Below are 25614 nucleotides of genomic sequence, written 5' to 3'. Positions count from 1 at the left end.
CATTATCAGATTATGCTCATCTCTTCTCCAGCTTAACTGCGCATACCTTGTACTCCGGAATCCTTGCGTACTCGTCAAGAGCTGCGTTGGTTATCATATTTACAGGAGAATCCGGGAAATGGAAAGGCATCCAGGTTTCACCCTGTGATACTTTTCTTCCTACTCTCGCCTTCGCTTCAATCGTTCCTCTTCTGCTGCTTACAGCTACCATGTCTCCGGTTTTAACTCCAAGCTTATCAGCATCCTTATAATTTAGTTCAATATAGCCCTCTCCCTCTATTTCCATAAGCCCCTTTGAACGGGAAGTCATACTGAACGCATTATAATGATAAAGAATTCGTCCAGTCATAAGAATGAACGGATACTCCTCGTCAGGAAGTTCCTTGGCTCCCTTAAATTCCGCAGGATATAACAACGCCTTTCCACGCACAGGATGTCCCACATGCATAATTGGCGTACCCGGATGATCTTTTTCAGGGCAAGGCCATTGAAGATTCTCACCCGCATCCAGCCGTTCATAGCTTACTCCGTGATAACTGGGGGTTAGCTCTGCAATCTCATCCATTATCTGTGAGGGCGTAAGGTATGGCTGCTTGTAACCCATGGCGTTCATAAGGTCGATTATGATATCAGTATCAGCCCTCATTTCTCCTTCCAAAGTGACGGCCTTCCTTACTCTCTGTATTCTTCTTTCTGTGTTTGTAAAAGTTCCTTCCTTTTCTGCAAAGCTTTTAGCCGGCAATATTACATCCGCATACCTTGCCGTTTTTGTCATAAAAAGATCCTGAACAACAATAAACTCCATACTCTCAAGAGCTTTAATAATATGCGTGGTATCAGGGTCAGAAACCATCGGATCCTCGCCACATATGAATAAACCTTTTATTTTTCCTTCAATTGCAGCAGGGAAAACCTCTGTTGCACGAAGTCCCTGATTAGGATTGAGACTTACTCCCCAGGCCTTTTCAAATTTCAGGCGGGCCTGTTCATTATCGACCTTCTGATATCCCGGATAATCTGTGGACATGGCTCCCATATCACAGGCACCCTGTACATTGTTCTGACCACGCAGAGGATTAACACCGCATCCCTCGCGTCCGATTTTTCCGCACAGAACCGCCATGTTCGACATGCTCATAACACCTTCTGTCCCTGTTGAATGTTCGGTCACACCCAGACAGTAGATTATAGGTGCCTTCCCGGCAGTGGCATACATTCTGGCAGCCTCGATGAGCATATCCTTATCAATGTGACAAATCTCTGCAACCTTTTCCGGTGTATATTTCATTACAAGAGCTTTCAGCTCTTCGAAACCTTCCACATTTTTATCTATGTAATCATGATCTATGAGGTCTTCATTTATCATTACATTCATCATTCCATTGGCAAATGCAACGTTTGTTCCCGGTCGGAGCTTTATATGAATGTCAGCCTGTCTGGCAAGTCCTATTTCTCTTGGATCTACCACAATGAGCTTCGTTCCGCGCTTTACCGCCTGCCTTATCTGCATTCCCACAACAGGGTGCGCCTCCTCAGGATTAGAACCCACCAGCATAATAACATCCACATCGTGGGTTATATCATGGATGGGATTAGTCATGGCACCCGACCCCAGAGTCTTGGCAAGTCCTGTAACTGATGCTGAATGGCAGACTCTTGCGCAATTATCCGTGGTGTTAGTACCAAAGCAGCACCTCACCATCTTCTGAAGCATATATACATCTTCATTTGTAGATCTGGAGCAGGCAAAACCGGCAAGGCTCTCACTTCCATACTTATCCCGTATTTCCATGAAACGCCTGGCAGTATAAGAAATAGCCTCATCCCAGCTTACTTCTCTAAAACTTCCGGTATTTTTGTCTTTAATCAGTGGCTTTTTCAAACGATCTTCAGCTTGAACAAAATCGAAGCTTGCATTTCTTCCCTTAACACAAAGTCTCTTATGATTAGCCGAGCCGTCCGCAGATCCCACATTTACTATCCTGTTATCCTTAACCACAAGGTATAACTGGCATCCTGTTGCGCAGTGAGGACAGGTAGTCAGTACCTTTTTTACCTCCCACTCCCTGTAGTCTTTTTCTCTTTTCAGAATCAAAGCTCCGGTTGGGCATACCGATGCACAATTGCCACAGCTCTCACATCCGGTATATTTGTAATCATCTCCAAAAGGAGCTTCAACAATATGGTAATTACCAAGTCTTCCGCTCTTAATTGATCCATTGCAGACGATTCTGTGGCATATACTGATGCATCTCTGACAATGAATGCATTTACTGGGATCATAACTGATGTAAGGATTGGCATCCATGTAAGGAAGCTTCTTTTCTATGTTCACGCGACTTCCTTCGTGATCAGCCCGCTCTACTCCGTATTCATTACACAACTTCTGCAGCTCACATTTTCCATTGGCAGCGCAGCTCATACAATCAAGATTGTGATTGGAAAGAAGAAGCTTTAGCATTCTCCTTCTGTAATCTGTCAGCTTGGGTGAATCCGTGATGATGACCATCCCTTCCCTGACTCTGGTGTTACAGGCAGCAAGAAGTCTCTCGTACCCCTCCACTTCAACCACACACATACGACATGACCCTATGCCATTTATCCCTTTCAGGTAACATAAGGTAGGAATATGAAAACCATTTTCTCCGGCAGCTTCCAGAATTGTTCGTCCTTCTTTAGTCCGGCATGTCTGCCCGTTGATAATAAGACTAATCATTCTCCCCTGCCTCCTTCCATAGCGCCGCAGCCGTAGTGATCGCATCTAAGGCATCTTCCTGACTCACGCATAGCCTCTTCATAGGTCATAGGAAGCTCCACATGATCAAAATTCTCCCGCCTCTCAAAGGGATCCTTCTCCTCAATCTCTGCCCGGCCTGTTGGTATACATGGATTCGGCAAAGCAGGAGGAATACTTGCTTCCAGTCTTACCGTGTGATGATATCCAAGATATTCATCTATGTTGAATGCCGCCACCTGTCCTGCCGCAATGGCATTTATTGCAGTAGATGGACCTGTGACGCAGTCTCCGCCTGAAAAGACTCCGGGCGTATCCTTTATCATGCACATTTCATCGGCCTTTAGCCTTCCTCTTTCAACAGGGATGCCAGCCTTCTCGAAGCACTCTGCATCACTTCTCTGTCCTACTCCAAGTATCAGATAATCGCACAAAAAGCGGTAAGGATAATTACTCGAATGTTCTGTAGTCATCATCCCCAAATTATCATACTCTGCCACTATCTCAGGCTGGAGCCATACCGCTTTGACCTGATTTGTCTCTTTATCTGCTTCTATATTCAAGAAGCTAAGCAGCGTTCTAAACCGCACTCCTTCCTGCATTGCAGCTTCAATCTCACTTTGAAGGGCTGTATAGTCATCTCTTTTTCTTGTAAAAACGTGTATGCTTTCAGCATTAAGACGCGCTGCGGTTCGGGCAGCATCCATGGCCACATTTCCGCCACCGATAAGAACAACCTTTTTCCCTGTAAGATCTATCTTTTCTCCCAATGCCACCTTCTGTAAAAAATCAGCAGCCGGGATCACATTCTCGGCATCAGCCCCGTCCACAGGCATCCTGTTTCCAATCTGTGCTCCGATACCTATGTATAAAGCGTCATGCCTCTCTCTTAGTTCTTCAAATGAAATATCCTTTCCAATTTTAGTATTGTTGGAAACCTTGATATTTCCAGCATTTATAATCGCATTTATATCCTGATCGAGCCTCTCCTTGGGAAGTCTGTACTCAGGAATTCCATATCTGAGCATTCCACCGAGCTTTTCGTGCTCCTCATATATATGCACTTCATGACCCATTAGCGACAAAAAATAAGCCGCAGTAAGTCCCGAAGGTCCACCACCGACAATTCCGATTGTTTTGCCTGTAGCTGCACCCGGCTCAGGTGTGGGAACTTTATCTGCAGCTACGCTGTCTACCGCATATTTTTTTAAACCTCTTATATTAATGGGATCATCGATGAGCGATCTGCGACATTTCCTCTCACATGGATGTTCACAGATCATTGCGCAGGCTGTTGGCAGAGGATTCCTGTCACGGATCACCTTGATGGCTCCCTCGTAATCCTCTTCCTTAATCATGGCAATATACCCCGGCACGTCCACATGGGCAGGGCACAAAGTCACACAGGGAATAGTCTGACTTGTGTTTTCAATACATCTTCTTCTCTCAATATGACTCCTGTACTCATCCTCAAATTCCGAAAGTGACTCAAGAATCATATTTGCACCGACAACACCTACCGCGCAGTCGGATGTCTCCGCGATCATTTTGCACTTATCTTCAATTTCGTCTAAAGTTGCAAATGTCGCATCACCGTTTATTATCTGATTTAAAAGGTCATATACCTCAACAAGGCCATCCCTGCAGGGCACACATTTTCCGCAGGACTGGTTCATGGATATCTGAAGTATCGATCTGTAAAGCGTAAGAGGACACATACCCGGTGGATAGGATGTCATCCTTCCCCTGACTTTACGCAGAACAGTATCAATTCTGTCATTCATGTTACCCTTTTTACTCAGTTTTCGCATAATGCCCCCTCAGACACTTAATTTTATAAAACTATTTTACCCCTCAGTCTCAAAATTAATCTATTAACTAATCATAAACATTTAAAAAGGACATATCGAATGATTTACTCACCATTCTGATACGTCCCCTTGAGTTTTTTACGCCTTAAGACCATTTATTATAATTATAACAATTAATATAGGAAGAACTATTCTGTAAAAATGCTTTAGTGAAGCAGGCATTTTCATGCCCTCACCCGTATTAACCTCTTCCAGGTAATTATCGAATCCCCATCCGAACCTGGTCACGCAGAATAACAAAATTATAAGCGCACCTGTTGGAAGAATAAGATTACTAACTAGAAAATCCTCGAAATCCAGCACATTTCTGCCGCCAATGAATGTTACATCTTTTATCACATTAAACCCAAGTACGCAGGGAATTGATGTAATCAAAAGAAAAATGCAGTTCACCACAATAGATGTCACTCTTTTTATTCCCAAAATATCAACTACACTTATTACTATATTTTCAAATACAGCTGTAACTGTTGAAAAACTGGCAAATGTCATAAGTACGAAAAAGAGTGTTCCCCAGAATCTTCCAAGCGGCATATTGATAAAGATCTCAGGAAGTGTGGCAAAAATAAGTGACGGTCCCTGCGCCGGTTCAACTCCATATGCAAAGCAGGCAGGAAAAATAATTATTCCGGACATGATAGCAACTAATGTATCAAGCGTTGCTATGGTGATGGCCTCACCTATCAGTCTTTTTTCTCTATCCATGTAACTTCCGAAAACTTCTATCGATCCCATTCCTATACTAAGCGTGAAAAAGGCCTGATTCATAGCAGAAGAGATTACCTTTGCAAGCCCGACTTCCATTGCTCTTTCCCAATTTGGATAAAGAAAAAACTTAAGTCCTTCCATACCGCCTTCAAGCCTTAAGCTGTTTATTGCAAGTACGCCCAGAAGCAGCAATAGTCCTATCATCATAAATTTATTGGCTTTTTCAAGACCATTTTTAACACCAAAGCTTAAAACACAAAATCCTATCAAAACCGTAAGTACGGTAAATAGTCCCATTTCAATCGGATCAGCTAAAAGGTAGTCAAAAGCTGCCGATACATCCACTACAGATTCCCTGGTAATAAACTTTCCTGTTGCAAATCTGGCAAAATAATCCATCATCCAACCTGAAACCGTAGTGTAATACATCATTAAAATATAACATCCGGCAAGACATATCCATCCGTGAAGATGCCACTTTTGTCCTGCTTTCTCAAGTTTTTCATACCCTCTGACCATCGTAAGCCCGCTTCGTCTCCCCATTGCAAGCTCCATAGTCATTACCGGAATCCCCATTATTATCAGGAACAGTAAATAAAATAATACGAAAACTCCACCGCCATTCTGCCCTGCCACATACGGAAATTTCCACACATTACCTATTCCGATTGCGCATCCTGCACTAACCAGAATAAATCCAAGCCGGGATCCAAAACTCTCCCTTTTTTCTTCATTCATAAATAATAACCTCCCAAATATCGCAAAGGTTTATTATATCATTTATCTCTTCGGGAGGAAACTTAATAATAAGTATGCAGATAATGCAATTAACAGCGCTGTCAGTACATTTAATGACAGCTACACTAGTCAAAAGAGGTTCCGGATATTTAACTCCGGAACCTCTTTTTAAATGAATTTATTTATTTTTAGCAAATTCTTTAGCGTCTCCGCTGAATAGTTTTTTAACCTTTTCTGTCTGCATCATCTTGATTGCTTCTATAGCACATCTATAAATCATTTTTAACTCTCGTCCGTCAGGATCATCAGAGTTGAATTTCTTCTCAACAGATTCAAAATATCTTACTGCCTTATCTGCTGTAACTTTTGATATAGCCATACCATTACAATATAGCGTACCTGTCTTTGGATCATATCTTGATGCCGTGTACTTTGTTTCATCAAATTGTACCACTCCCATTGATGCTGCGAGTGCGTTTATTAGATTCTCCCTGTCTACCATATTTGCTGTCACCTCATATTTTGTCAGGATAATCATATCCTTCAAACTAGTAAATCATCAATTTATTCTGCCATGTACCACTAAATCTGATTTCGAGGCTGTAATCCTTAAAAAAGACTCACAAAATACTTACTAACGTCCTCGTAGTCATATCATATGGCACACAAGAAGAAACTATAGCAGATACATTCCGTGTTGTAAATAGATGAATTAATTTACATAAAAAAGGCTGATTTTTGAAAGTTACTTGCATTTTTAATTTGTGTGCAATCTTTTCTATTTCTGAAGTTCTTACCCTTTTCCCTGCTCTACCGCCTTTACTTCCTCCTCCGATGCCTGTTTTAACGAATAAGTATCAAAAATCGGCTCATCAGGAAGCTTAAGTTCTACTGAATTTATCTTAGAGATAAGTCCCTTACCGGATTTCATGACTATTTCGAAAACATGTCCGCCATGCTTTCTGTCATCGGAGATAAAATGCAGATGCCAGCCGGATGCATTAATCCCATCCATATAATCAGGGAAATACACGCAGACAAGCGTTCCTTTGATATTCTCAAATTTAAATGATTTCTGGGTTTTTCCGAGTATAGTTTTAAGATCAACATGCACAGATTCATAGCCCGATTCTGATCTTGCATCGATAAGCTCAAATTCACCATCGATACGGGCCATATGCATGCTGTTAAGACCAAAATGCTCATCAATGATATTATTGAGAGCTATTTTCAGATCCCCAATGTTATCTGTGTAACCAAATTCCATGGGAGTAGTATCATCCATAGTACATACAGTAGAAAATGGAACACCTCTCTCCGGCTCCGCCAGCACCACATCTCCATTCTCCATAGCTCTGTAGCACGAACCATCAAGTACGATCATTTCTCCATCTACATCTGTGAATGTTCCCAATCCAAAATTACCATGTTTAAGTAATTCCTCCACCGAGATTACCGCCCGGGAGTATCCGAGCATCAGAGCCTGTAAAGTAGATACCTGAAAGATTTTCATATCAACCTCGCTATTCTTTGCATCATGGGTTGCCTGTTTCATGTCTTCATACTTTGATTTTATTCCTACAAATATTAGCTTGCAAATTAAGAAAACCTAAAATATTCCCATATCCTTGGCCGCTATTATGCTCTGTTTAAAGGGGCAGTGAAAAAATGATTTCTCATTTTTTCACTGCCCCCATAGCTTACAGTTTTTCACTTATTCAGGTGCTCAGCCCTATATGCAATGTTTTTACTAAAATTTATTACTTCATGGTCATACTCAGAATCCATAAATGTAGAATGTATAAGAAAATCTGCTGTTGCCTTGTTATTGGCAAACGGAATGTCGTATACCTGGGCAATTCTCATAAGTGCCTTAACATCAGGATCGTGTGGCGCCGCTGTTAAAGGATCTGAGAAGAAAATCACAAAATCCACTTTCCCTTCAACAATTTTTGCACCTATCTGCTGGTCTCCACCAAGAGGCCCGGAATTGTAGCCTTTTACAGGAAGCCCTGTAGCATCAGTAATCATTCTTGCTGTCGTTCCTGTTCCACACAAAAAATGACGTTTTAGTGTTTCAGCATTATCCTGGCACCATTTTATCAGCTCAGCCTTCTTACCGTCATGAGCTATAAGCGCTATATTTTTTTGTTTTCCAATCGTTAAAGTAATTGTCTCTGACATGAGAATTAAACCTCCATAGAAAGCTTTTAATAAAACAAAATAATGTTTTGGGTAATATACTAACAACATCCCTTACTTTATTCAAGCAATTAATTGCTAATGTTCACACCCTACGGTGCTCACATAATCATCCTAAAATATTCTTAATCCGGCAATGCATCATACTCTTCTACAAAGGCAGCACTCTGAAAACATATTAAATTACTCCGGTTTCTGTGAATGAATTTATATCTTCATCTGTGTAATCTAAAAGTTCCTTTAATACATATTGATTATCCTGTCCCAAAGTCGGGGCACATCTGTTAATCCGGGGCATCATATCCATAAGCTTTATGGGATTGCCGTTTACTTTCATTTTTCCGATAACAGGATGATCCGTCTCAATGAACATCTCCCTGTCACCTGCGATATGATTGTTCTCGACAATCTGTTTTACATTATAGATAGGACCTGCAGGTATCCCTGCCCCAAGTATAATGCTTACTATTTCATCAACTGTTTTGTTAATCGTCCACTTCTCAATTTCAGCTTTCTGAATGAGATTGTTCTTTACTCTGAGAGGTACCGTCAGAAATCGCTCATCTGTGATCATATCCTCACGGTCTATTAATTTACAGAATTTCTCATATAGTTTCTGGTTCCCGCATGCAATTATTACATGACCATCCTTTGCATGATATGTATCATAAGGTGCAATTGATGCATAGGCATTACCGCTTCTTACAGGTATTTCACCACTTTCAAAAAATCTGATATAAGCATTTTCAAGACTTGCCACTACTGAGTCCACAAGAGACACATCTACCCTCTGCCCGACTCCGGTCCTTTCTCTGGCATGTAATGCCAAAAGCACGCCCATTATCATATTCATTCCGCCAAGTATATCTCCCATGGCATTACCCGATCTTGTTGGATCTCCACCGGGAGCTCCCGTCACTGACATAAGACCACCCATGCCCTGCGAAATAATATCATATCCGGGCCTCTGACTGTATTCGCCATAGCTCCCAAAACCTGAACAGGCAGCATATATAAGTCTCGGATTTATTTTCTTCAGTTCACCATAGCCAAGCCCCAGTTTATCCATAACTCCGGGTCTGTAGTTTTCAAGAAGTACATCTGCTTTTGAAACAAGCTTTTTAAAAATATCTTTCCCTTCGTCAGTTTTAAGATTAAGCGTCATCCCTCTTTTGTTGCGATTCAGATTAGCAAAATACATGCTCTCACCATTTCGGTAAGGTCCGTACCCTCTTGCATCATCACCTCTGCCAGGCACTTCTATCTTTATAATCTCTGCACCAAAATCCCCCAAAATACTACCACCATATGGTCCTGCAACAACCCTTGTAAGGTCAAGCACCCTTACCCCCTCAAGTGCCTGGGGCTGATTATTATTACCCATGTTATCAATCCTCCTCATAAGGGTCTTCAAATGGCATAAGCTTCATTCCATTCGCCAGAATACCTTTAAGCTCATCATCCGACACTTTTATCTTCATTCTCATCACTGCAGATCCCATCGATTTGCCAAGTGAATCCAATCTGAGACTCATAGTAGCTCCACCGCCAAGAGCATGATGCATTACAAAATTCATCCCGCTAAGGCTTTCCACTTCGTATCTGGTTATGTCACCTCTGACCATATCGCCAAAATAGCTCTTTAGTTTCTCTGGAGTCACCTCCCTAAGAATAATCTTGTATACTTCCGGTTTTCTGGCAAAAACGCAGACATTACTTGTATCTCCTTTATCCCCACTTCTTCCGTGGGCAATATCGTATAAAAAAATCCTGGGCATATTTTTCACCTTTCACCATTTTCATAATTTGTTTTACATTACTCAGACCGTTAAAATGTGACTTTCCACTTTTAATGCTTCTCTTGGAATTACAGTAGGATATAATGCCATTACTTCCTGAACATGTGCTCTGCCTCCAAAGAATGAAGCTCCCTGTGGACCATTTAACTGCATGGGACTGATCTCCGGAATAATCTTTGCACATTCATTTTTGTCCTCAGAAAATACTGCAATTCTCATTACACATTCATTGAGCCTTGCAATAGTTTCAGGACTTTTATCTGCTACCCCAAGGTGCAATGCATCAAGTCCTATGAAGCTGATATGGACATCATCTGCCTTCATACCCCGCTCTTTCATCTTTTTCATGATGACCTCTGAGCAGTACTGCGCCTTCTCATAGGCATCAGGCCAGGCAAAGGAAAGCATTGATACTGTTTTCCATCCCTTGTGATAACCAACGCAAAGCTTTATGGTATCCGGACGTTTTTTTCCTCTGATTCCCGCCACAGAAACTCGGTTTTCTCCTTTTTGAGTAATTGTTGCATGACTTAAATCCACATTAACGTCGGGTGTATAATAATTAGAAGGATCCAGTACTTCATATAAAAACTGCTCTTTTACACTTTGCTCAGTTATGAGGCCTCCACAATCAGGTGCCTTAGTTATTTCGAAACTGTCTTCAGTAAGCTCCGCGATAGGAAAACCAAGATGCACCATATCCGGAACCGATCTCCAGTCATACATGAAGTTTCCACCTGCTCCTTGTCCTCCGCACTCAAGAAGATGCCCTGCCATTATTCCTCTTGCGAGATTATCCCAATCATCATCTGCCCAGCCAAATTCATGTGCAAAGGGTGCCAGGAAAAGTGCTGAGTCAGCAGCCCTTCCCGTGATGACTGTATCCGCACCATCCGCTATACATTTCTGTATCTGCTCGTGTCCTATATAAGCATTGCAGTTGTATATTTTGTCCTTTATTTTTTCGAAAGATACACCGTTTGTATCATCACTACCTGCCGTGTCCATTGAAGGGAATTCCCATCCATCTGAAATCAGCTTAGGGATTTTCTCCTTTATATCATCACCTGTTACATATCCGATTTTATATCCGCTAAGTTTTTCCCCTTCTGCCCAGGATTTAATGCTGTCCACACATCCCTGCACATTCATTCCTCCGGCATTTGTAATAAGTCTTATCTTCTTTTCAAATGCCTCACGTCCGACTTCCTTCAAAAGTCTTGTCACAAAATCCGGTGCAAAGCCTTTTGAGGGATCCTTTATCTTTTGTCTCGCCATTATCGATAACGTGAGCTCTGCCAGATAATCACATGCCAAATACTGAATATCAGCTTTTCGTATCATATGTATAGCAGCATCAGGAGAATCTCCCCAAAAACCCTGACCTCCACCGATTGCTATTTTCTTCATCTGTCTATTCCTCCATACATTTAGTACAACGTTGTAATTATTAATTGAATTTTATAACTCTAGTAGTAAAATGTAAATAGTATAACGTTGTATCTAATTAATTTTATTACTTTCTACATCATTATTTTGAATTTCTGTAGAAAATTTACTTTTGCCCCGTACTGATGATACAATCAAGAAAAATCTAAAGAGGTTTTGGAAAATGGTAACTATCAAAGACATAGCTAAATATACATCCCTATCCCCAAGTACAGTTTCCATCGTACTGCGCGGCATGGGTGAAAAGAGAAAAATATCTGAAGCTACAATAGAGAAAGTAATGTCCGCTGCCCAGAAATTAGGATATACTCCGAATATGCAATCGAAGCTGTTAAGAAGCAATCTCAAAGGTTATCCTGTCATCACTCTTTTATGGGATTCATCCATCCGCCAGTATAATCTTTTAAGATTCCTTGATGGTTTACATAATTCCATACTGAAAAATGACTATCATTTCGAATTACAGATAAAGCCTTACTCCATCAATCACCTGGATGAGGCCATAACAGAAAGAACCCTGCTTGGAACCAACGGTCTGATAATCTGTAATGCCTCGGAAAGCGATATAGCATTTCTGGAAAATAACGATTTCAATATTCCAATTGTTTTATATAACAGATATTCAGCAAAATACCCTACTATCACTATGAACGACAAAGACATCGGTCGTATTCCTGCAGAAGTATTTATTCGCCATGGCAACAAACGTCCTGCTATCTTAACTTCAGAAACCAACTTTAAAGGAATGAACATCAGAGAGAATACCTTCAGTTCTGTTTTGAACGAACATGGAATTAACGATATATCAAAAGTAATCGTAAGTGACACTTTGGCAGGCGGCTATGAGGGAGGGACTCGTCTCGCTGGATTGTCATCTCTTCCGGATTGCCTTTTCTGTACATCAGACACACTCGCCATTGGTGCGCTTAAGGCATTCCACGAAAAGAATATTTCTATTCCTGATCAGATTGAAATCATAAGCATCGGAAGCGGCCCCAGAGACCTTGAAGAATATTCAATCCCATCTCTATCCGTAGTAAGCCTTCCTATGGAAGCCATGGCAGATGCCTGCCTGGCACGTATTTCAAGCGCCATAGCTACATTTAATTACTCACCTGATACCAAAGAATTTTCATCAGAATATTTAGTAAGGGAGAGCTGTCCATATTAAAGCTGACACTCTTGAAAATAAAGCCCGCGTAGATTCGCGGGCTTTATTTTCAAGATCAAGTTTCATTATTACCCATAAACTGAGACAGGACTATCGCACCAAACATTAACATACAGCCTGCCGCTTCGCGGAGCGATAGTTTCTGTCCAAGCACTATCCAGCCTGAAAGCGTACCAAATACGCTTTCAAGGCACATAGCGATGGAAGCAATTGCCGGATTTAAGTTCTTTTGGCCCAAAGACTGAAGCGTGTAAGCTATACCGCTGCTAAAAACTCCTGCGTACAGAATTGCAGGTAAAGCACTTTGGACAGAACTTATATCCGGTTTTTCCATCGCAAACATTACTATTGTTGCAAGAAAAGCTTCAACTATGAATTGAGCCAGCGTCAGCTTAACTGGATCGATTTTCCTGGAATACCTTGAAACTGCAAGTATCTGAATTGAGAAGCCCAGGGCAGAAAGAACCATAAGGGCATCTCCTTTTTCCAAATAGAAGCTGCCCTTCATGCATAACAGATACATTCCCATTACAGACAAGGCGATACATATCCATAACTTGTTGTCAAATCTGCGCCCAAATGCAACCGAAATAACAGGCACAAACACCACATAGAGCGTGGTAAGAAAGCCTGCTTTTGCTACAGATGTATAAGCTATGCCGTATTGCTGGGCAAAACTTGCTAAAAATATAAATAATCCCGCAAGTACACCGCCCTTAATAAAGGCGTCTATCTCCAAGCGTCGCTTTTTCCTGAGTGCTAGGGAATGTTCGCTATTATGTGTTCTCTGCTTATCATTGTTTTTTTTACCTGATATAACGCTACCTGAAAGCGCTTCGGCGAATCGTTTGTATTCTTCTCTGTCCCTGTATAATACGAATGGAAGCAAAAAGACAATTCCTATATACGTTCTCAGGGCCAGATAAGTTCCGGCACCAACGTATTCTGCTCCAAGACTTTGGGCTACAAAGGTCGTCCCCCAGAAAAATGATGCAACCAGCAGCATTAACGTGTGTGAAAGTGTATAGAATTTGTCCTTTTGATTCATAATTAAATTAATAGCCTCAATTTCGTTTTTCTAATATTTTCCTGTACGATCAGGGGAATTTAATCCTGGGCATGAACCTGGTTTTTATGTCAGATACTTTGTATTCGATGCCTTCACCCTTTAGTACATCCAAAAGAACCATCTTTGTTGTGGTGCTTCCGGCGTCGATTCCAAGATAGGCATTTACAACCTCGCCATTCCCTGGAATATAACTTTTGACTTCTTTTATTGCATGTCTTTTTTTGAATTCATAACTAGCATTGTACCAGCTTATTCAATTAAATTGTGAAAAAAAATTCAGGCCATATTTTTTCTGTATTCTCCCGGAGAAACTCCGCACATGGCTTTAAATGTCTTCATAAAATGTTTTTCATTCTCATATCCTACCATCCGGCTTATCTCCAATATCTTGTAATCGGTGCGGGCAAGCAGTTCTTTGGCTTTATCTATGCGGATTTCCTTCAGATAATTTACAAAATTACTGCCTGTATACTGCTTAAAGGAATATGAAAACAGTGAGTAATTCATTGAGACATAATTTGAAACTACTGCCATGTTCAGATCGCTTCTGTAATTCTCTTTTACATAATCCTGTGCAAGTAGTATTTTCTGTCTGATATTGGTGTCATCAGGCCTATTGCCAAGCCGTGTACTAAGGTCCAGTAACCACTCCATAAAACAGGTCTGATAGTCGGTTAAATTCTCAAAATCATTGAGCGTTTTAAGCTTTTCTACCATAACTGCGTCATTGTCAGTAATGTACTCTCTATAGATATCAGGTATCTGAGATATACTTTCCCCTATTTCATTTGAAAATTCGTCTGCATCGAGCTGGCGGTCTTTAAAAGCCTTGAAGATTTTTTTCCATTTATCTATGGCATCATCAGTCTTATCTGTTCCTATGATCTGAAGTCTTTTGGTTCGCTCGGTATCAGATAATAATTCTCTGCTTTTTTCCTTGAGATTATCGTTAACAACACTCCATTCATCCTTGCCATAGATGCAGGTTTTGTCACTGATAAAGGATAATTTTCGCATGGAAACTGCTTCTTTATAGGCATCCCCAAGTTCTATCAGTCCCTTATGAAGTCCACCTATCCCTACACATTTCTCATACATTTCGTTTTCAATAAAATCATTAACATATTTGTCCTTTAGTATGATCACACAGCCATTTTCATCCGGAGACAGCACCATGCCTTCATATTGTTCTGTGTCCGGCTCGCTGTTACAAATGCATATCCTATACTCATCATCAAAGAAAATAGGCTCACATTTACTGATGATAATATTTCTCATGGATTCATCCATGGCTTTATTGTCGATCAATTCTCTTATATGACGTATCCCAAGCTCTTTTTCAGTGATATCTTCATATTTCATCTGTTCCAGTTCTTCATTTAATTTCTTAAGAACTTCTGTGATTTTTTCTCTCTCGACAGGTTTTAACAGATATTCTTTTACTCCGTTTCTTAACATTTCAACTGCATAGGTGAAATCATCATAACCGCTTATCGCTACAACGAGAGGTTTATCCTCCATTTCGTTGACACGTCTTACCAGTTCTATTCCGTCCATCTTCTGCATTCTTATGTCAGTAAGCATTACATCGATATGCCTTTCCGCCAGAAGATTCAGTGCATCTATTCCGTTTGAGCAGTCAAATATAGTATCAACAGGCACACCACTTCTCTGAACCATCGCTTTTATGCCCTGTCTGATCATTTTTTCATCTTCTACAATAAGTAATGTCTCCATTATGTAATACTCTTTCTGTTTGATGATTTTCTTGGAAGAACCATTGAAACCTTAGTAAATTTGAAGGATTCTGAATATACACTGAGTCCATATTCATCTCCATAGAACAACTTTATTCTGTCTTCCACATTTTTAAGTCCGATTCCGTTTCCGCTTCCTCCGGTCTCTTCTATTTCGCCATGGATATGACGCATCAGATTATCAAGCGTGTTTTTGTCCATTCCCCTGCCGGAATCAGTTATTTCGATTTTAAAATTGTTATCCTCTTCCCATGCCTTAATATAAACTGTCGTGTCTTCAGCAACCGGCTCTATTCCATGCAATACAGCATTCTCAACTATAGGCTGCAGAGACATCTTAAGAATCTCCTGATCCATAAGTTCCTCTGGAATATTGAAGGATAAGATTACTTCGAAATCATATCTGAGATTTATCAAAAGAACATAGTTTTTAATGTACTCCAGCTCCTCACTTAGCCTCACATTTCCCAAAGCGGACTTTATACTGTATCTCATAAGTTTTCCAAGGGATGTTATGGCATCTGATATCTCATATTTTTCATCAATTTCAGCCATCATCTTGATTGCTTCAAGGATGTTATAGATAAAGTGAGCATTTATCTGATTCTGTAAAAATCTTATCTCGGAATTTTTTTCAAGAACCTGTTTTTGGAAATTGCGGACCATACGGTCTATGAGCACGGCAGTTAACAGCAGCACAATCGTCATAATGAATACAAACATGTTGCGCCGTCTGTACACAGCCACAATATTGTCTGTTATGTCCTGAACAGAATACACAACACCATTCATGGCTTTTACCGGATATCTTCCAATTGTTACGTATTTTCCGCCTTTCTTATAATAGACAATCTGACTTTTGTTATCCTCAAGAGGTGTCTTGAATGCATTTACTATTTTTTGTTCATCTTCATTTGTTTTGCCAAAGATAACATTTCCTTCATAGTCGGTAAAAAAACTCCATTCACCCTCTATATCCTCATAAATTCCAGGAAACATGGATTCCATTGTCATGACAGCCTCAACGTATCCGATGGCTTCCTTGTTATATCCTTCAACCTTAGTCACAAGTGAAGCCAGCTCATTTTTCTGGTCTGATATAAGGGATGAGAATATCGTGTCATAATATCCGAAATGCCAGCCGGTAGGATCCTTTGAGCCAGCCCACTCCAGCTTATGCATTCTTGAATTACTATATAAAATGGGCATCATCTCCTGCACATTATCGGTGACAGAGAATACGCGGACAGAGTATAAAAGTGGGTTATTATTTACAAGCCTCTCCAGATCAGCAATCTCTGAATTATAGAATTCCAAAATGGATCTGGTATCTACGTCCACATCGTTGTAGGAATCTGTAAGGATACTTACAAGTCCCTCATCTGAAAGGAAAAATCTTGTGGACATATTTATAGATTCAATATTGGTCTCTATTCGTCCAAGATCCCTTAGAATCTTTGATTCCATGTAGTTGTGACTTTCCTTTATGGCATCGTGTTCAAGATTATAGAAAAGCACCCCGGAAAAAATCGCAATCGGCACAAATGTAAGCGCAAGTATTATGAAAGTGAATTTGCTATTAATCCTGAATAGATTCACAAATTTTATAAGATATTTTTTTATCTTCATAAGGTAATAATGACTTTCTATTGTTTATTCAATCCCAAGCTTCTCTTTGTTGATCTTAATCTGCCTCGTTTCTTCTTCCGCCAGTTTGTCATACCCAAGCTTCTGCCTCTGTTCAAGGTAGTCTTTAAGCACATTGTCGAATTCTATATCTGACCTTGCAAGCAACAGCATAGGAAGTGTTTTACCCCATAAACTTCTTGTGGATGCATATATTCTTCCAAGCTCTGAATCTTCGTTTATATACACCTCGTATTGCCCTACATAAGCAGCATATTGGCATGCCCATTCAGACATCTGCTTTAATGGTTCATCTAGCTCAGTCTGCCATTTCAGCTGCATTACATTATTCTGCAGCATCCAGTAGGTATTATCGGCACCATAGAGCGCGTTGTAGGCTTCTCTGTCTGACGACAGAAGCTCTTTTACTTCCGGCTTTAAGACCGGTTTCCCCTGAATCATGTCATAGGTTTTACCTTCTATTCCAAGATATGTTAGTTTCTGCCCCTTTTCACTCATAAGATAGTCCATAAGTTTTATAGCACGCTCCGGATCTTTGCAGTTCTTTGATATAAATGTAAGAGTCCATCCGGCTATTCCGTTTACCGGTAAAACAGGATCATCACCTTTACTGTTTCTGGGGCCATCCACAGCTATGTATATTTTGTCAGGATTTTTGTCATAGAGAATCTTTTCCTGATCTGCCATATCCGTCCTCTGATACAGCATGCAAAAATATCTGCCCTCCTCTATCTTTTCACTTGTCTGTGTCCTTTGATCCACAAAAACATCATCCGGAATATACCCTTCACTTGTGAGTTTTCTAAACATCCTGAGCCATGTTAAATATTCAGGATCGGTATATCTGTCATACTTTTTACCGTCTTTTTCATATGGAACAGCCAGAAAACACTGCAGATACTGATCAAAGGATACACATCCATCCGAGTTGAACTCATGGCCTCCGACAGGAATTAAAGGCTTGCCGTCAACCTCGGGGAACATCTCTTTTGCCTTAACCACTGCATTATAGAAATTCTCCGGTGTACTCATATCCGGACTTCCAATAGCTTCATAAATATCCTTTCTCACAAGAAAAGTCGGGTTGGGTGCGATATTGTCATTATTTAAAACATCCTCCGGCGTATAACTGGAATTAGGATAGCCATATATATTGCCGTCGCTTAATGTGTACCAGTCACGAACCTTACTGCTCGTGACATCATAAAAAGACGGATCGTACTTATCAGCCAGTTCATTAAGTGAATACACAAGTCCGCTATCTATCATTTCCTTAATCTGAGGCTCCCACCATCCGACAGTCACAATATCTGGAAGGGTGTTGGAATCTATAAGCGTATTTAATTTGTTGGTTTCGTTTCCGATAGGTGTTATGAAATTCACATCTACACCTGTTTGATCAGTGATCTCTTTTGAAACCATATTTTCGCCCCAGTCTGTCACGAACCATGAGTAATTCACATACCAGTCCATTGTGATAGTATCATCAGTTTTTTCCGGAATTACATTAGTCTCAGAACATCCCGAAAGCATCATGGATGACAGTAATAATGCGGCTGAAATTTGTACTAATCTATGTTTCATTTTTGAACTTTATCCTTTCAGGAATACAAATGATTGTGCGTGAATCAATTCTTTTTAACATAATAGTACAGATTACCTACATCTTCTATATGGAGTACCAGGATTTCGAACGATTTTTCCTTATCGGTTTAAAGAAATTACAGAAAAATCCGGAACCCTGTTAAATCCAAGAGTTTCCGGATTATCTGAATTATTGTGTCGGATTCACAACAGTAGATATGTTTTTATTCCTTTACAGCACCTGCTGAAATACTGCTGATAATGTACCTTGAAAAGAAGCAGAATACCAAAAGAATAGGAATAACTGAAATACTTACAGCCAGATAGGTTGCACCCTGGTTTTTAGCTGCATCTATTGATGCACGAAGTGTTGCCATCATAACAGGAAGTGTGAATTTATCATTTTTATTCAAAATGATCATGGGTAAAAGATAACTGTTCCAGTTTCCAATAAATCCCATAATTCCCATTGTTGCCATTGCGGGAGATATAATAGGCAGAGCTATTCTGTGAAATGTGTAAAGTTCAGGTGCTCCGTCAATTCTCGCAGCCTCAACAAGTGAAGGAGGAAGTGCTGAAAGTATGTACTGTCTTAAGAAAAATACTGTTCCGGGCGCTGCAATAGCAGGAACGATAAGGGGTATATATGAATTTACCAGATGAAGTTTAGTACACAGCTGATAAAAACCTATAAGTGAAAGCTGTCCGGGAATCATCATAAATGTAAGGATTGCTCCGAATATCACCTTGTTACCCTTAAACTTATACATAGCAAGTCCATATGCAGTAATAGCTGAAAAGTATGCACCAAGCAAAGTTGCAGGCACTGCCACGATTACACTGTTAAGCATACCTCTGAACAGATTGAAGTATCCGAACAGTATGTCCCAGTTCTCCTTTAAATGTGTACCCGGTATAAATGTAAATGAACTGGAAATCTCAGCACCGCTTCTTGTTGAGTTGACTATCATCAGAACGAAAGGAAGTAGACATGCTACTGCAAGTATTATAAGTAATACATAAAGAATACCCTTTTTAATTTTAGAGCCCATCTCATTTCTCCTTTCTATTAAATAGTCTTATCTGTAAAACTGATACCGACAGAATAATAAGGAACAAAACATATGCAATTGCAGATGCATAACCTGTCTGTACTGTACCAGAAGTAAATCCAAATTTATAAAGGTACATCATAACTGTCTGAACAGAACCATATGATGCAGATGCAGTTTCTGACATAAGAAATGGCAGATCGAACATCTGAAGTCCTCCGATAAGAGATGTGATCGCAACGTACATCATGATCGGCTTTATAAGAGGAAGAGTTATCTTGCCAAATATTGTCCATCTTCCTGCTCCGTCAATGGCTGCAGCTTCAAAGTAATCCTTTGAAATACCCTGAACACCTGCCATCAGCATGATAAATGAATTACCAAACCACATCCAGGACTGAATAACAGCTATTGTATGACCTGCTGTAGCATTTGTGCCAAGCCAGTCTATCGGTGAATAACGTGCACCGAACGCTTTGAAAACAGAATTGAGAAGGATATTGAAAGTACCAAATCTCCAGTCAAGAAGTGTCTTAAAAAGGAACGCTACAGATGTAGCTGCTATAAGATTGGGCAGGTAGTATAACACTCTGAATACCGGCAGTCCTGCCATTTTATACTTAATATCACTAAATACCATCATTAACAGGAATGCTAATCCCAACTGAAGAACGATATTAACAGTCCATATGCGAACTGTATTCCATAAAGCTTTCCAGAAAAATTTATCCGTAACTACTCTTATATAGTTGGCTAAACCGATAAAATGCGCATCTCCCATTACCTTAAGATCCGTGAAGCTAAGATAGAGAGTTCGCAGTACAGGATACACACTGAAAATGAGGAAAACTATTACAAATGGAGCCACAAACGCATATCCCCAGTTATTATATGCAGTTAATTTACTGTTTCTTTTTATAGTTTTCATAATACCTCGATTTCGCATTGCTTTTATGAAATTACGATAAGTGCTCTGTTAAATTCAGAGAGAAAGAGCCTATTAAGACAATTTCTCTCTGATTAGGAAGAAAAAATATGTTATCTTGTTACTGTAATTTCAGGATATGTTGATTCAATAGTGTCATAGAAAGTTCCAAGTGCCTCTTCCTTTTCTGCCTGGCCTGTCTTAATGGAACCAATTGCTGCTCCCCATGCATCGCCGATTACCTTGTCGTACTTTGTAACCTTTGAATAATCAATACCTTCAGCCTGCTTAAGCCAGAAGCTATAGAGCTTTTCACCACCATAAATTGAATTTTCATCGTCCTTGTGCTTATCAAGTGCAGAGATAAGTGATACTGTGTCACCTTCTGATTTCTCAATCCACCAGTCAGCTGTATCTTCATTAAGTGTGCAGAACTTTATGAAATCCCATGCAAGATCTTTTCTCTCTGAAAGTGATGAGATACCGATATAAGTACCACCACCGAAGCCATATGCAGGACCTGAGCATACGCCCCATTTACCTGATGTCTCGCCTACATTGTCTCTCATTGTAAGAACACCCCATGAAGGAAGACCAAATGCGAATACTGTTGTCTTTTCAAGGTCAGCTGTTGCCTCTTCGAAAGCTTCTGCATCCCATACATTTACTGAATCATCTTCATAGTTCTGAATCTCAGCTGTAAGGATCGGAACTTCGCCGCTCATAGCCTGATACCAGGGAGTTGACCACTGGTTTGCATAAGCTGTAAGGTCATTCTGATAAAGGTCAATTACAAGATCCATATAATCAAATCTTGCATCTGATACGTTGAGTGCTCCATCTACAACCCATGCACTGTCGCCTGAGAAATAGTTGATCTCTGAATCGGAAGCAAAGATTCTGTAGCCTGCATCCTTAAGTGTCTTTGCAGTATCAAGGATTGTGCTATAGTCTGCAAAAAGCTTGCCGATTTCTTCCGGATCATCTGTTCCGAATACTTCAGAAGCGATGTCTCTTCTATAATAGATACCTGCAGGTGTGATCTGATAGGAAATAGCTCTCTGTACACCATCAGCATCCTGTCCTACCTTCCAGACATAATCTACAATCTGTCCTTCGTAATCCTTTGCTCCAAGTTCATCAAGATCAGCAAAAAATCCATTGTCGTAGAAATCCTGAAGCATCTGAGGTTCACCAACGATAATATCAGGTTCTATCTCCCCACCCATAAGAGCAGTCTGTACTTTTGTAGGATAGTCTGCAGGCTCTATAACCACTGTCTCTACTTCGTTACCTGTTTCTTCTGTATACTTATCTGCGAACTGCTGTAAGTCAGAAGCAAGTGTCCACACAACAAGTTTTTCTCCATTTGATGCAACAGTTTCGCTGCCTTCTGCTTTCTCTTCAGATGAAGACTCACTGCCGCTTGTAGTCTGATCAGAAGTCTTTGTCTCAGAAGTAGAAGCACCGGAACTTCCGCATCCAATCATAGATGCTGCCATTACACCTACAAGTGTAAGGCTCAATAACTTTTTCATTTTCATAAAGAAAACCCTCCTTAAATATAAAGTTCTTCGTTGCCTGTGCTTCATATTATAGGAGGGTGGTTTTTTGTATTAAATTATCCAAATTTTAAAAAGGTGTCATTTTTTTAGTATGCAAAAATTTTGGAACTAAAGATCTTTTTCATTTCTTCCCGGAACATTCTGTTATTTTTCAAAATGTAGCTTTTCTTCCTTGAATGACTCTATATGTCCCATATCATTGAAAAGCTCCAGCCTTGGAATAACTGGCTTACCTCTTTCAGCTGAAAACTCAACAATTGAAACAGAACATACTCCATACGGCATGGTAGTTAAAACAAAAGGAAATGGTAGCGACAATATATGTGAAAACATGATAGCACCAGATCCCCCATGTGCAAAAAGTGCAATGGTGTCATCATTTTCCTCTACACATTTATAGATATTGCCCGTTCTGACAAGTCCATATTTTTCAAGCAATGCATCAAACTCACGGGATATCATTTCATAATATTCCATACAAATATTATTTTTGAAAAATGGATGTTCAGACCACTTGTCATTGCCATCATTTTCGGGTGAATCTGTTAAGACCCTATATGCCAGCGTCCAGGGATGTCCATCATATGGAATTTTATCCTTTTCTGATACCTTTTCCCTATTATCTCCCCAATCTATTTCATGCATAAATTCAAGCACATTTATATCAAGATTGTGATCCTTTGCTGTATACGATGCAGTCTCCTTTGCCCGTCCCATTGGTGAGGAATATATAGTTTTTATCTGTTCATCACTTAATCTCTTTGCTGCACTTTCTGCCTGCTTTTTCCCATTCTCTGTCAGGCAATCATTTTGATAATCAGGTTCTCCATGTCTTACAAATATTAATCTCATTATTTACCGGTCCTTATCTTTAATATTTCCACATCATTCTGAATTTATGAGCCATACTGCTCCTGCCATCAGATAAGATGAATAAGTTTTGACTGAAAATCTCCCCAGGGTCTTTCTATAAGAAGTCCTGCATGCTTTAAGGTACTTCCACGGAACGTTTTATCTGTCCCCTCTATTCTGTACACCCTCTCATCATCCAGCCCTTCAATCTTAATCCTGCGGCTGTGACTGTTGGCCTGATTAAGCACCTGTACAAAAGTGATCAGTGCCTCAGATTTATCTTTGCTTACAACCTCATAACAGTCATAGAAATGATTCTCTCTATAGGAAGCAAGTCTGTAATAATCCCCGTTTCGTATAAGCTCGCTATATTTATGATATGTATCAATCTGGTTTGGAATGGCAGCTTTGTCCTCATCAGAAAGCTTTGTAACATCAAGCTCATAGCCAAATGTACCTGCAAGTGCAACATTTCCTCTCGTCTCAAATGGTGTCACTCTCCCAACTGTATGATTAGGGCAAACAGACACATGTGCTCCCATGGTTGACAGAGGATAAATCAGCGCTGTGCCTTCCTGAATTGTCAGGCGTTCGATTGCATCCGTATCATCAGAACACCATATCTGCGGGCTATAGTACAGCATTCCGGGATCAAATCTGGCACCGCCGCCTGAGCAGTTTTCCAAAAGCAGATCAGGGAAATCTGTGATAAGTCTCTCCTGCATCTCATACATTCCAAGAACATATCTGTGCATAAGCTCGCCCTGTCTGTCCGCATCCAGACATGAACTGCATATATCTGTGAGCTGCCTGTTCATATCCCATTTTACATATTCGATATTGGCAGATTTTAATATAGAAGCTACGCAGTTGTAGGCATAATCTCTAACCTCAGGTCTTGTCAGATCAAGAACATACTGATTTCGGCTTCTGCAGGGAGTCCTGTCAGGTATAGCAATCGCCCAGTCAGGATGTGCACGGTACAGATCTGAATCCGGAGATATCATCTCAGGCTCAAACCATATGCCGAACTTAAGACCTATGGCATTTACATCGTCTACCAGTTTTTTCAGACCGCCCTTAAGCTTATTTTCATTTACCTGCCAATCTCCAAGGGATGAGTTATCATCATTTCTATAGCCGAACCAACCATCATCCATGACCAGCATCTCTATTCCGCATTTTTTAGCTGTACGCGCTATATCAAGCAGCTTTTCATTATCAAAATCAAAATAGGTAGCTTCCCAGTTATTTATCAAAACAGGACGAGGTTTTCTAAGATAAGGACTTCTTATAAGGTGATTACGGTAAAGGTCATGATAAGTCCTGGTCATCTGACCAAGTCCTTTATCTGAATATACCATCACTACTTCCGGTGAGAAGAATTCATCACCTGGTTCAAGCTTAAATCTGAAATTATCAGGATGAATTCCCATTACAACCCGAAGTGAATCAAACTGATTTTTCTCCACCTGTGCCAGAAAATTCCCTGAATAAACAAAATTGAAACCGTAAGCCTCCCCTTTTGACTGGGTAATACCATCTGAAACAAGAGCTATAAACGGATGCTCCTGATGGGAGGACTCTCCCCTTACTGAGCCGCAGCTTTGCTTGCCATAGCCTATTTTTCTATACTCAATATTTCGTTCCCTTGCCCATGATCCATGAAGAACCAGCATCCTGTAATCTTCATCATCCATATCAAGGCACATGGACATAAGCTTATCCAAATATAAAGAATTCTCTGATACATTTTTTATCTTTATACTTCTGGTAATGGCATCAGAATCCTTGAAAATACTATACGAAAGAATGCCCTGAAGTCCGATATTAGTATCTTCTACCTCTATTTCAAGAGTCATGGCATCCTCGTCATCTGCAAATGTCGCGGGAAGCCCTTCTATTTTGGACTTGCCCTTTATAATTCTGTGATTTTTATAAAGAAGCTGAACTCCGTGAGTTCCGTTTTTGTCTTCTATATCTATAGAGCTTTCCCTGAAATCTCCTACATTATTCCCGGAAAACTCAGTAGGAAAAGTATCTAAAAATGCGCTTCTGTCACGGCCGTTAACTGATGGCACCATAGGATTTTCATTGATTCGCATCAGATAGGACAGGTCATCATCAAATAGCTTTGCCCCATAATATGCATGCCCGATAAAGCCTTCTTCATCCACAATACATATAACATAGCTTGTATTTGTGGTATCAATCTTTATGCTTCTACTGTCTTTTAAATAAGTAATATTCATAACCCTCTCTCCTCATCTATAAAATATCGTTTTTATCCGACTCAGACCGGTCTGTTGCCAGTACACCCGGCACTGCCTGAGTCTATTCCCATTTTCCTAAGAAAGAACATAGCAACCTAAAGATGAGTATATCACTTTAACGTTTTAAATAATTCAAATATTCAGTTTTTTCGTCCTTTCTTTTTCTGTGCGCATCGTGATGCGTGAACATTAACAGGACACACAAGCCTCACTAAATT

Annotated in this window: 19 protein-coding genes; 1 reads left to right on the top strand and 18 read right to left on the bottom strand. The window is 40.2% G+C overall.

The window, feature by feature from the left end; genetic code table 11:
- Positions 1-16: 16 nt before the first annotated feature.
- The 9 genes from fdhF to T501_RS06555 form a co-directional block, all read right to left on the bottom strand.
- Positions 17-2716 (bottom strand): formate dehydrogenase subunit alpha, encoded by a 2700-nt coding sequence (fdhF, locus tag T501_RS06595; RefSeq protein WP_044913921.1) that lies wholly within the window; start codon positions 2714-2716, stop codon positions 17-19.
- On the bottom strand, positions 2713-4545 hold the full coding sequence (locus tag T501_RS06590) for an NAD(P)-binding protein (protein WP_044913920.1): 1833 nt from the start codon (positions 4543-4545) through the stop codon (positions 2713-2715). The genes fdhF and T501_RS06590 overlap by 4 nt, the downstream gene beginning before the upstream one ends.
- 138 nt (positions 4546-4683) lie before the next feature.
- Positions 4684-6051: a sodium-dependent transporter gene (locus T501_RS06585; protein ID WP_044913919.1), complete on the bottom strand. Its 1368-nt coding sequence runs from the start codon at positions 6049-6051 to the stop codon at positions 4684-4686.
- A 178-nt stretch (positions 6052-6229) separates the two neighbouring features.
- Complete coding sequence (locus T501_RS06580) at positions 6230-6589, bottom strand: hypothetical protein (RefSeq protein WP_026511363.1); 360 nt, start codon at positions 6587-6589, stop codon at positions 6230-6232.
- Between the two features lie 255 nt (positions 6590-6844).
- Positions 6845-7606 (bottom strand): acetolactate decarboxylase, encoded by a 762-nt coding sequence (locus T501_RS06575; protein WP_197027929.1) that lies wholly within the window; start codon positions 7604-7606, stop codon positions 6845-6847.
- 155 nt (positions 7607-7761) lie between these two features.
- Positions 7762-8235, bottom strand: coding sequence for a methylglyoxal synthase (locus T501_RS06570; protein ID WP_026511361.1), 474 nt, complete (start codon positions 8233-8235; stop codon positions 7762-7764).
- Between the two features lie 196 nt (positions 8236-8431).
- Complete coding sequence (locus tag T501_RS06565; protein ID WP_044913918.1) at positions 8432-9637, bottom strand: CaiB/BaiF CoA transferase family protein; 1206 nt, start codon at positions 9635-9637, stop codon at positions 8432-8434.
- Positions 9638-9641: 4 nt separating this feature from the next.
- Entirely contained in the window at positions 9642-10031 is a 390-nt protein-coding gene (locus T501_RS06560) for an AtuA-related protein (protein ID WP_026511359.1), read from the bottom strand.
- A 42-nt stretch (positions 10032-10073) separates the two neighbouring features.
- Positions 10074-11462 (bottom strand): acyclic terpene utilization AtuA family protein, encoded by a 1389-nt coding sequence (locus tag T501_RS06555; RefSeq protein WP_044913917.1) that lies wholly within the window; start codon positions 11460-11462, stop codon positions 10074-10076.
- Positions 11463-11664: 202 nt separating this feature from the next.
- Here T501_RS06555 and T501_RS06550 point away from each other — a divergent pair, with 202 nt between their 5' ends.
- A complete protein-coding gene (locus T501_RS06550) occupies positions 11665-12672 on the top strand; it encodes a LacI family DNA-binding transcriptional regulator (protein ID WP_044913916.1) in 1008 nt (335 codons plus the stop codon).
- Between the two features lie 55 nt (positions 12673-12727).
- Here T501_RS06550 and T501_RS06545 read toward each other — a convergent pair whose 3' ends face one another.
- The 9 genes from T501_RS06545 to T501_RS06505 form a co-directional block, all read right to left on the bottom strand.
- A complete protein-coding gene (locus tag T501_RS06545; protein WP_044913915.1) occupies positions 12728-13720 on the bottom strand; it encodes a DMT family transporter in 993 nt (330 codons plus the stop codon).
- A gap of 297 nt (positions 13721-14017) precedes the next feature.
- Positions 14018-15478: a response regulator transcription factor gene (locus tag T501_RS06540; RefSeq protein WP_044913914.1), complete on the bottom strand. Its 1461-nt coding sequence runs from the start codon at positions 15476-15478 to the stop codon at positions 14018-14020.
- Positions 15478-17127, bottom strand: a complete 1650-nt coding sequence (locus T501_RS06535) for a sensor histidine kinase (RefSeq protein WP_026511352.1) — start codon at positions 17125-17127, stop codon at positions 15478-15480. Before T501_RS06535 ends, T501_RS06540 begins: the two co-directional genes overlap by 1 nt.
- Before the next feature lie 24 nt (positions 17128-17151).
- Positions 17152-18729 carry an extracellular solute-binding protein gene (locus T501_RS06530; protein WP_044913913.1) on the bottom strand — a complete coding sequence of 526 codons (1578 nt, stop codon included), beginning with the start codon at positions 18727-18729 and terminating at the stop codon, positions 17152-17154.
- 224 nt (positions 18730-18953) lie between these two features.
- Positions 18954-19781 carry a carbohydrate ABC transporter permease gene (locus tag T501_RS06525; protein WP_026511350.1) on the bottom strand — a complete coding sequence of 276 codons (828 nt, stop codon included), beginning with the start codon at positions 19779-19781 and terminating at the stop codon, positions 18954-18956.
- A gap of 1 nt (position 19782) precedes the next feature.
- Entirely contained in the window at positions 19783-20709 is a 927-nt protein-coding gene (locus T501_RS06520) for a carbohydrate ABC transporter permease (RefSeq protein ID WP_049945890.1), read from the bottom strand.
- A 110-nt stretch (positions 20710-20819) separates the two neighbouring features.
- Entirely contained in the window at positions 20820-22250 is a 1431-nt protein-coding gene (locus T501_RS06515) for an extracellular solute-binding protein (protein ID WP_044913911.1), read from the bottom strand.
- A gap of 165 nt (positions 22251-22415) precedes the next feature.
- Positions 22416-23123: a histidine phosphatase family protein gene (locus T501_RS06510; protein ID WP_044913910.1), complete on the bottom strand. Its 708-nt coding sequence runs from the start codon at positions 23121-23123 to the stop codon at positions 22416-22418.
- A 68-nt stretch (positions 23124-23191) separates the two neighbouring features.
- Positions 23192-25375, bottom strand: a complete 2184-nt coding sequence (locus T501_RS06505; protein ID WP_044913909.1) for an alpha-galactosidase — start codon at positions 25373-25375, stop codon at positions 23192-23194.
- Positions 25376-25614 lie beyond the last annotated feature (239 nt).

The sequence above is a fragment of the Butyrivibrio sp. WCE2006 genome (assembly GCF_000701985.1).
GTDB lineage: Bacteria > Bacillota > Clostridia > Lachnospirales > Lachnospiraceae > Butyrivibrio.
Note: the sequence above shows the minus strand (reverse complement) of the source record. Positions and strands in the feature narration are given on the sequence as shown.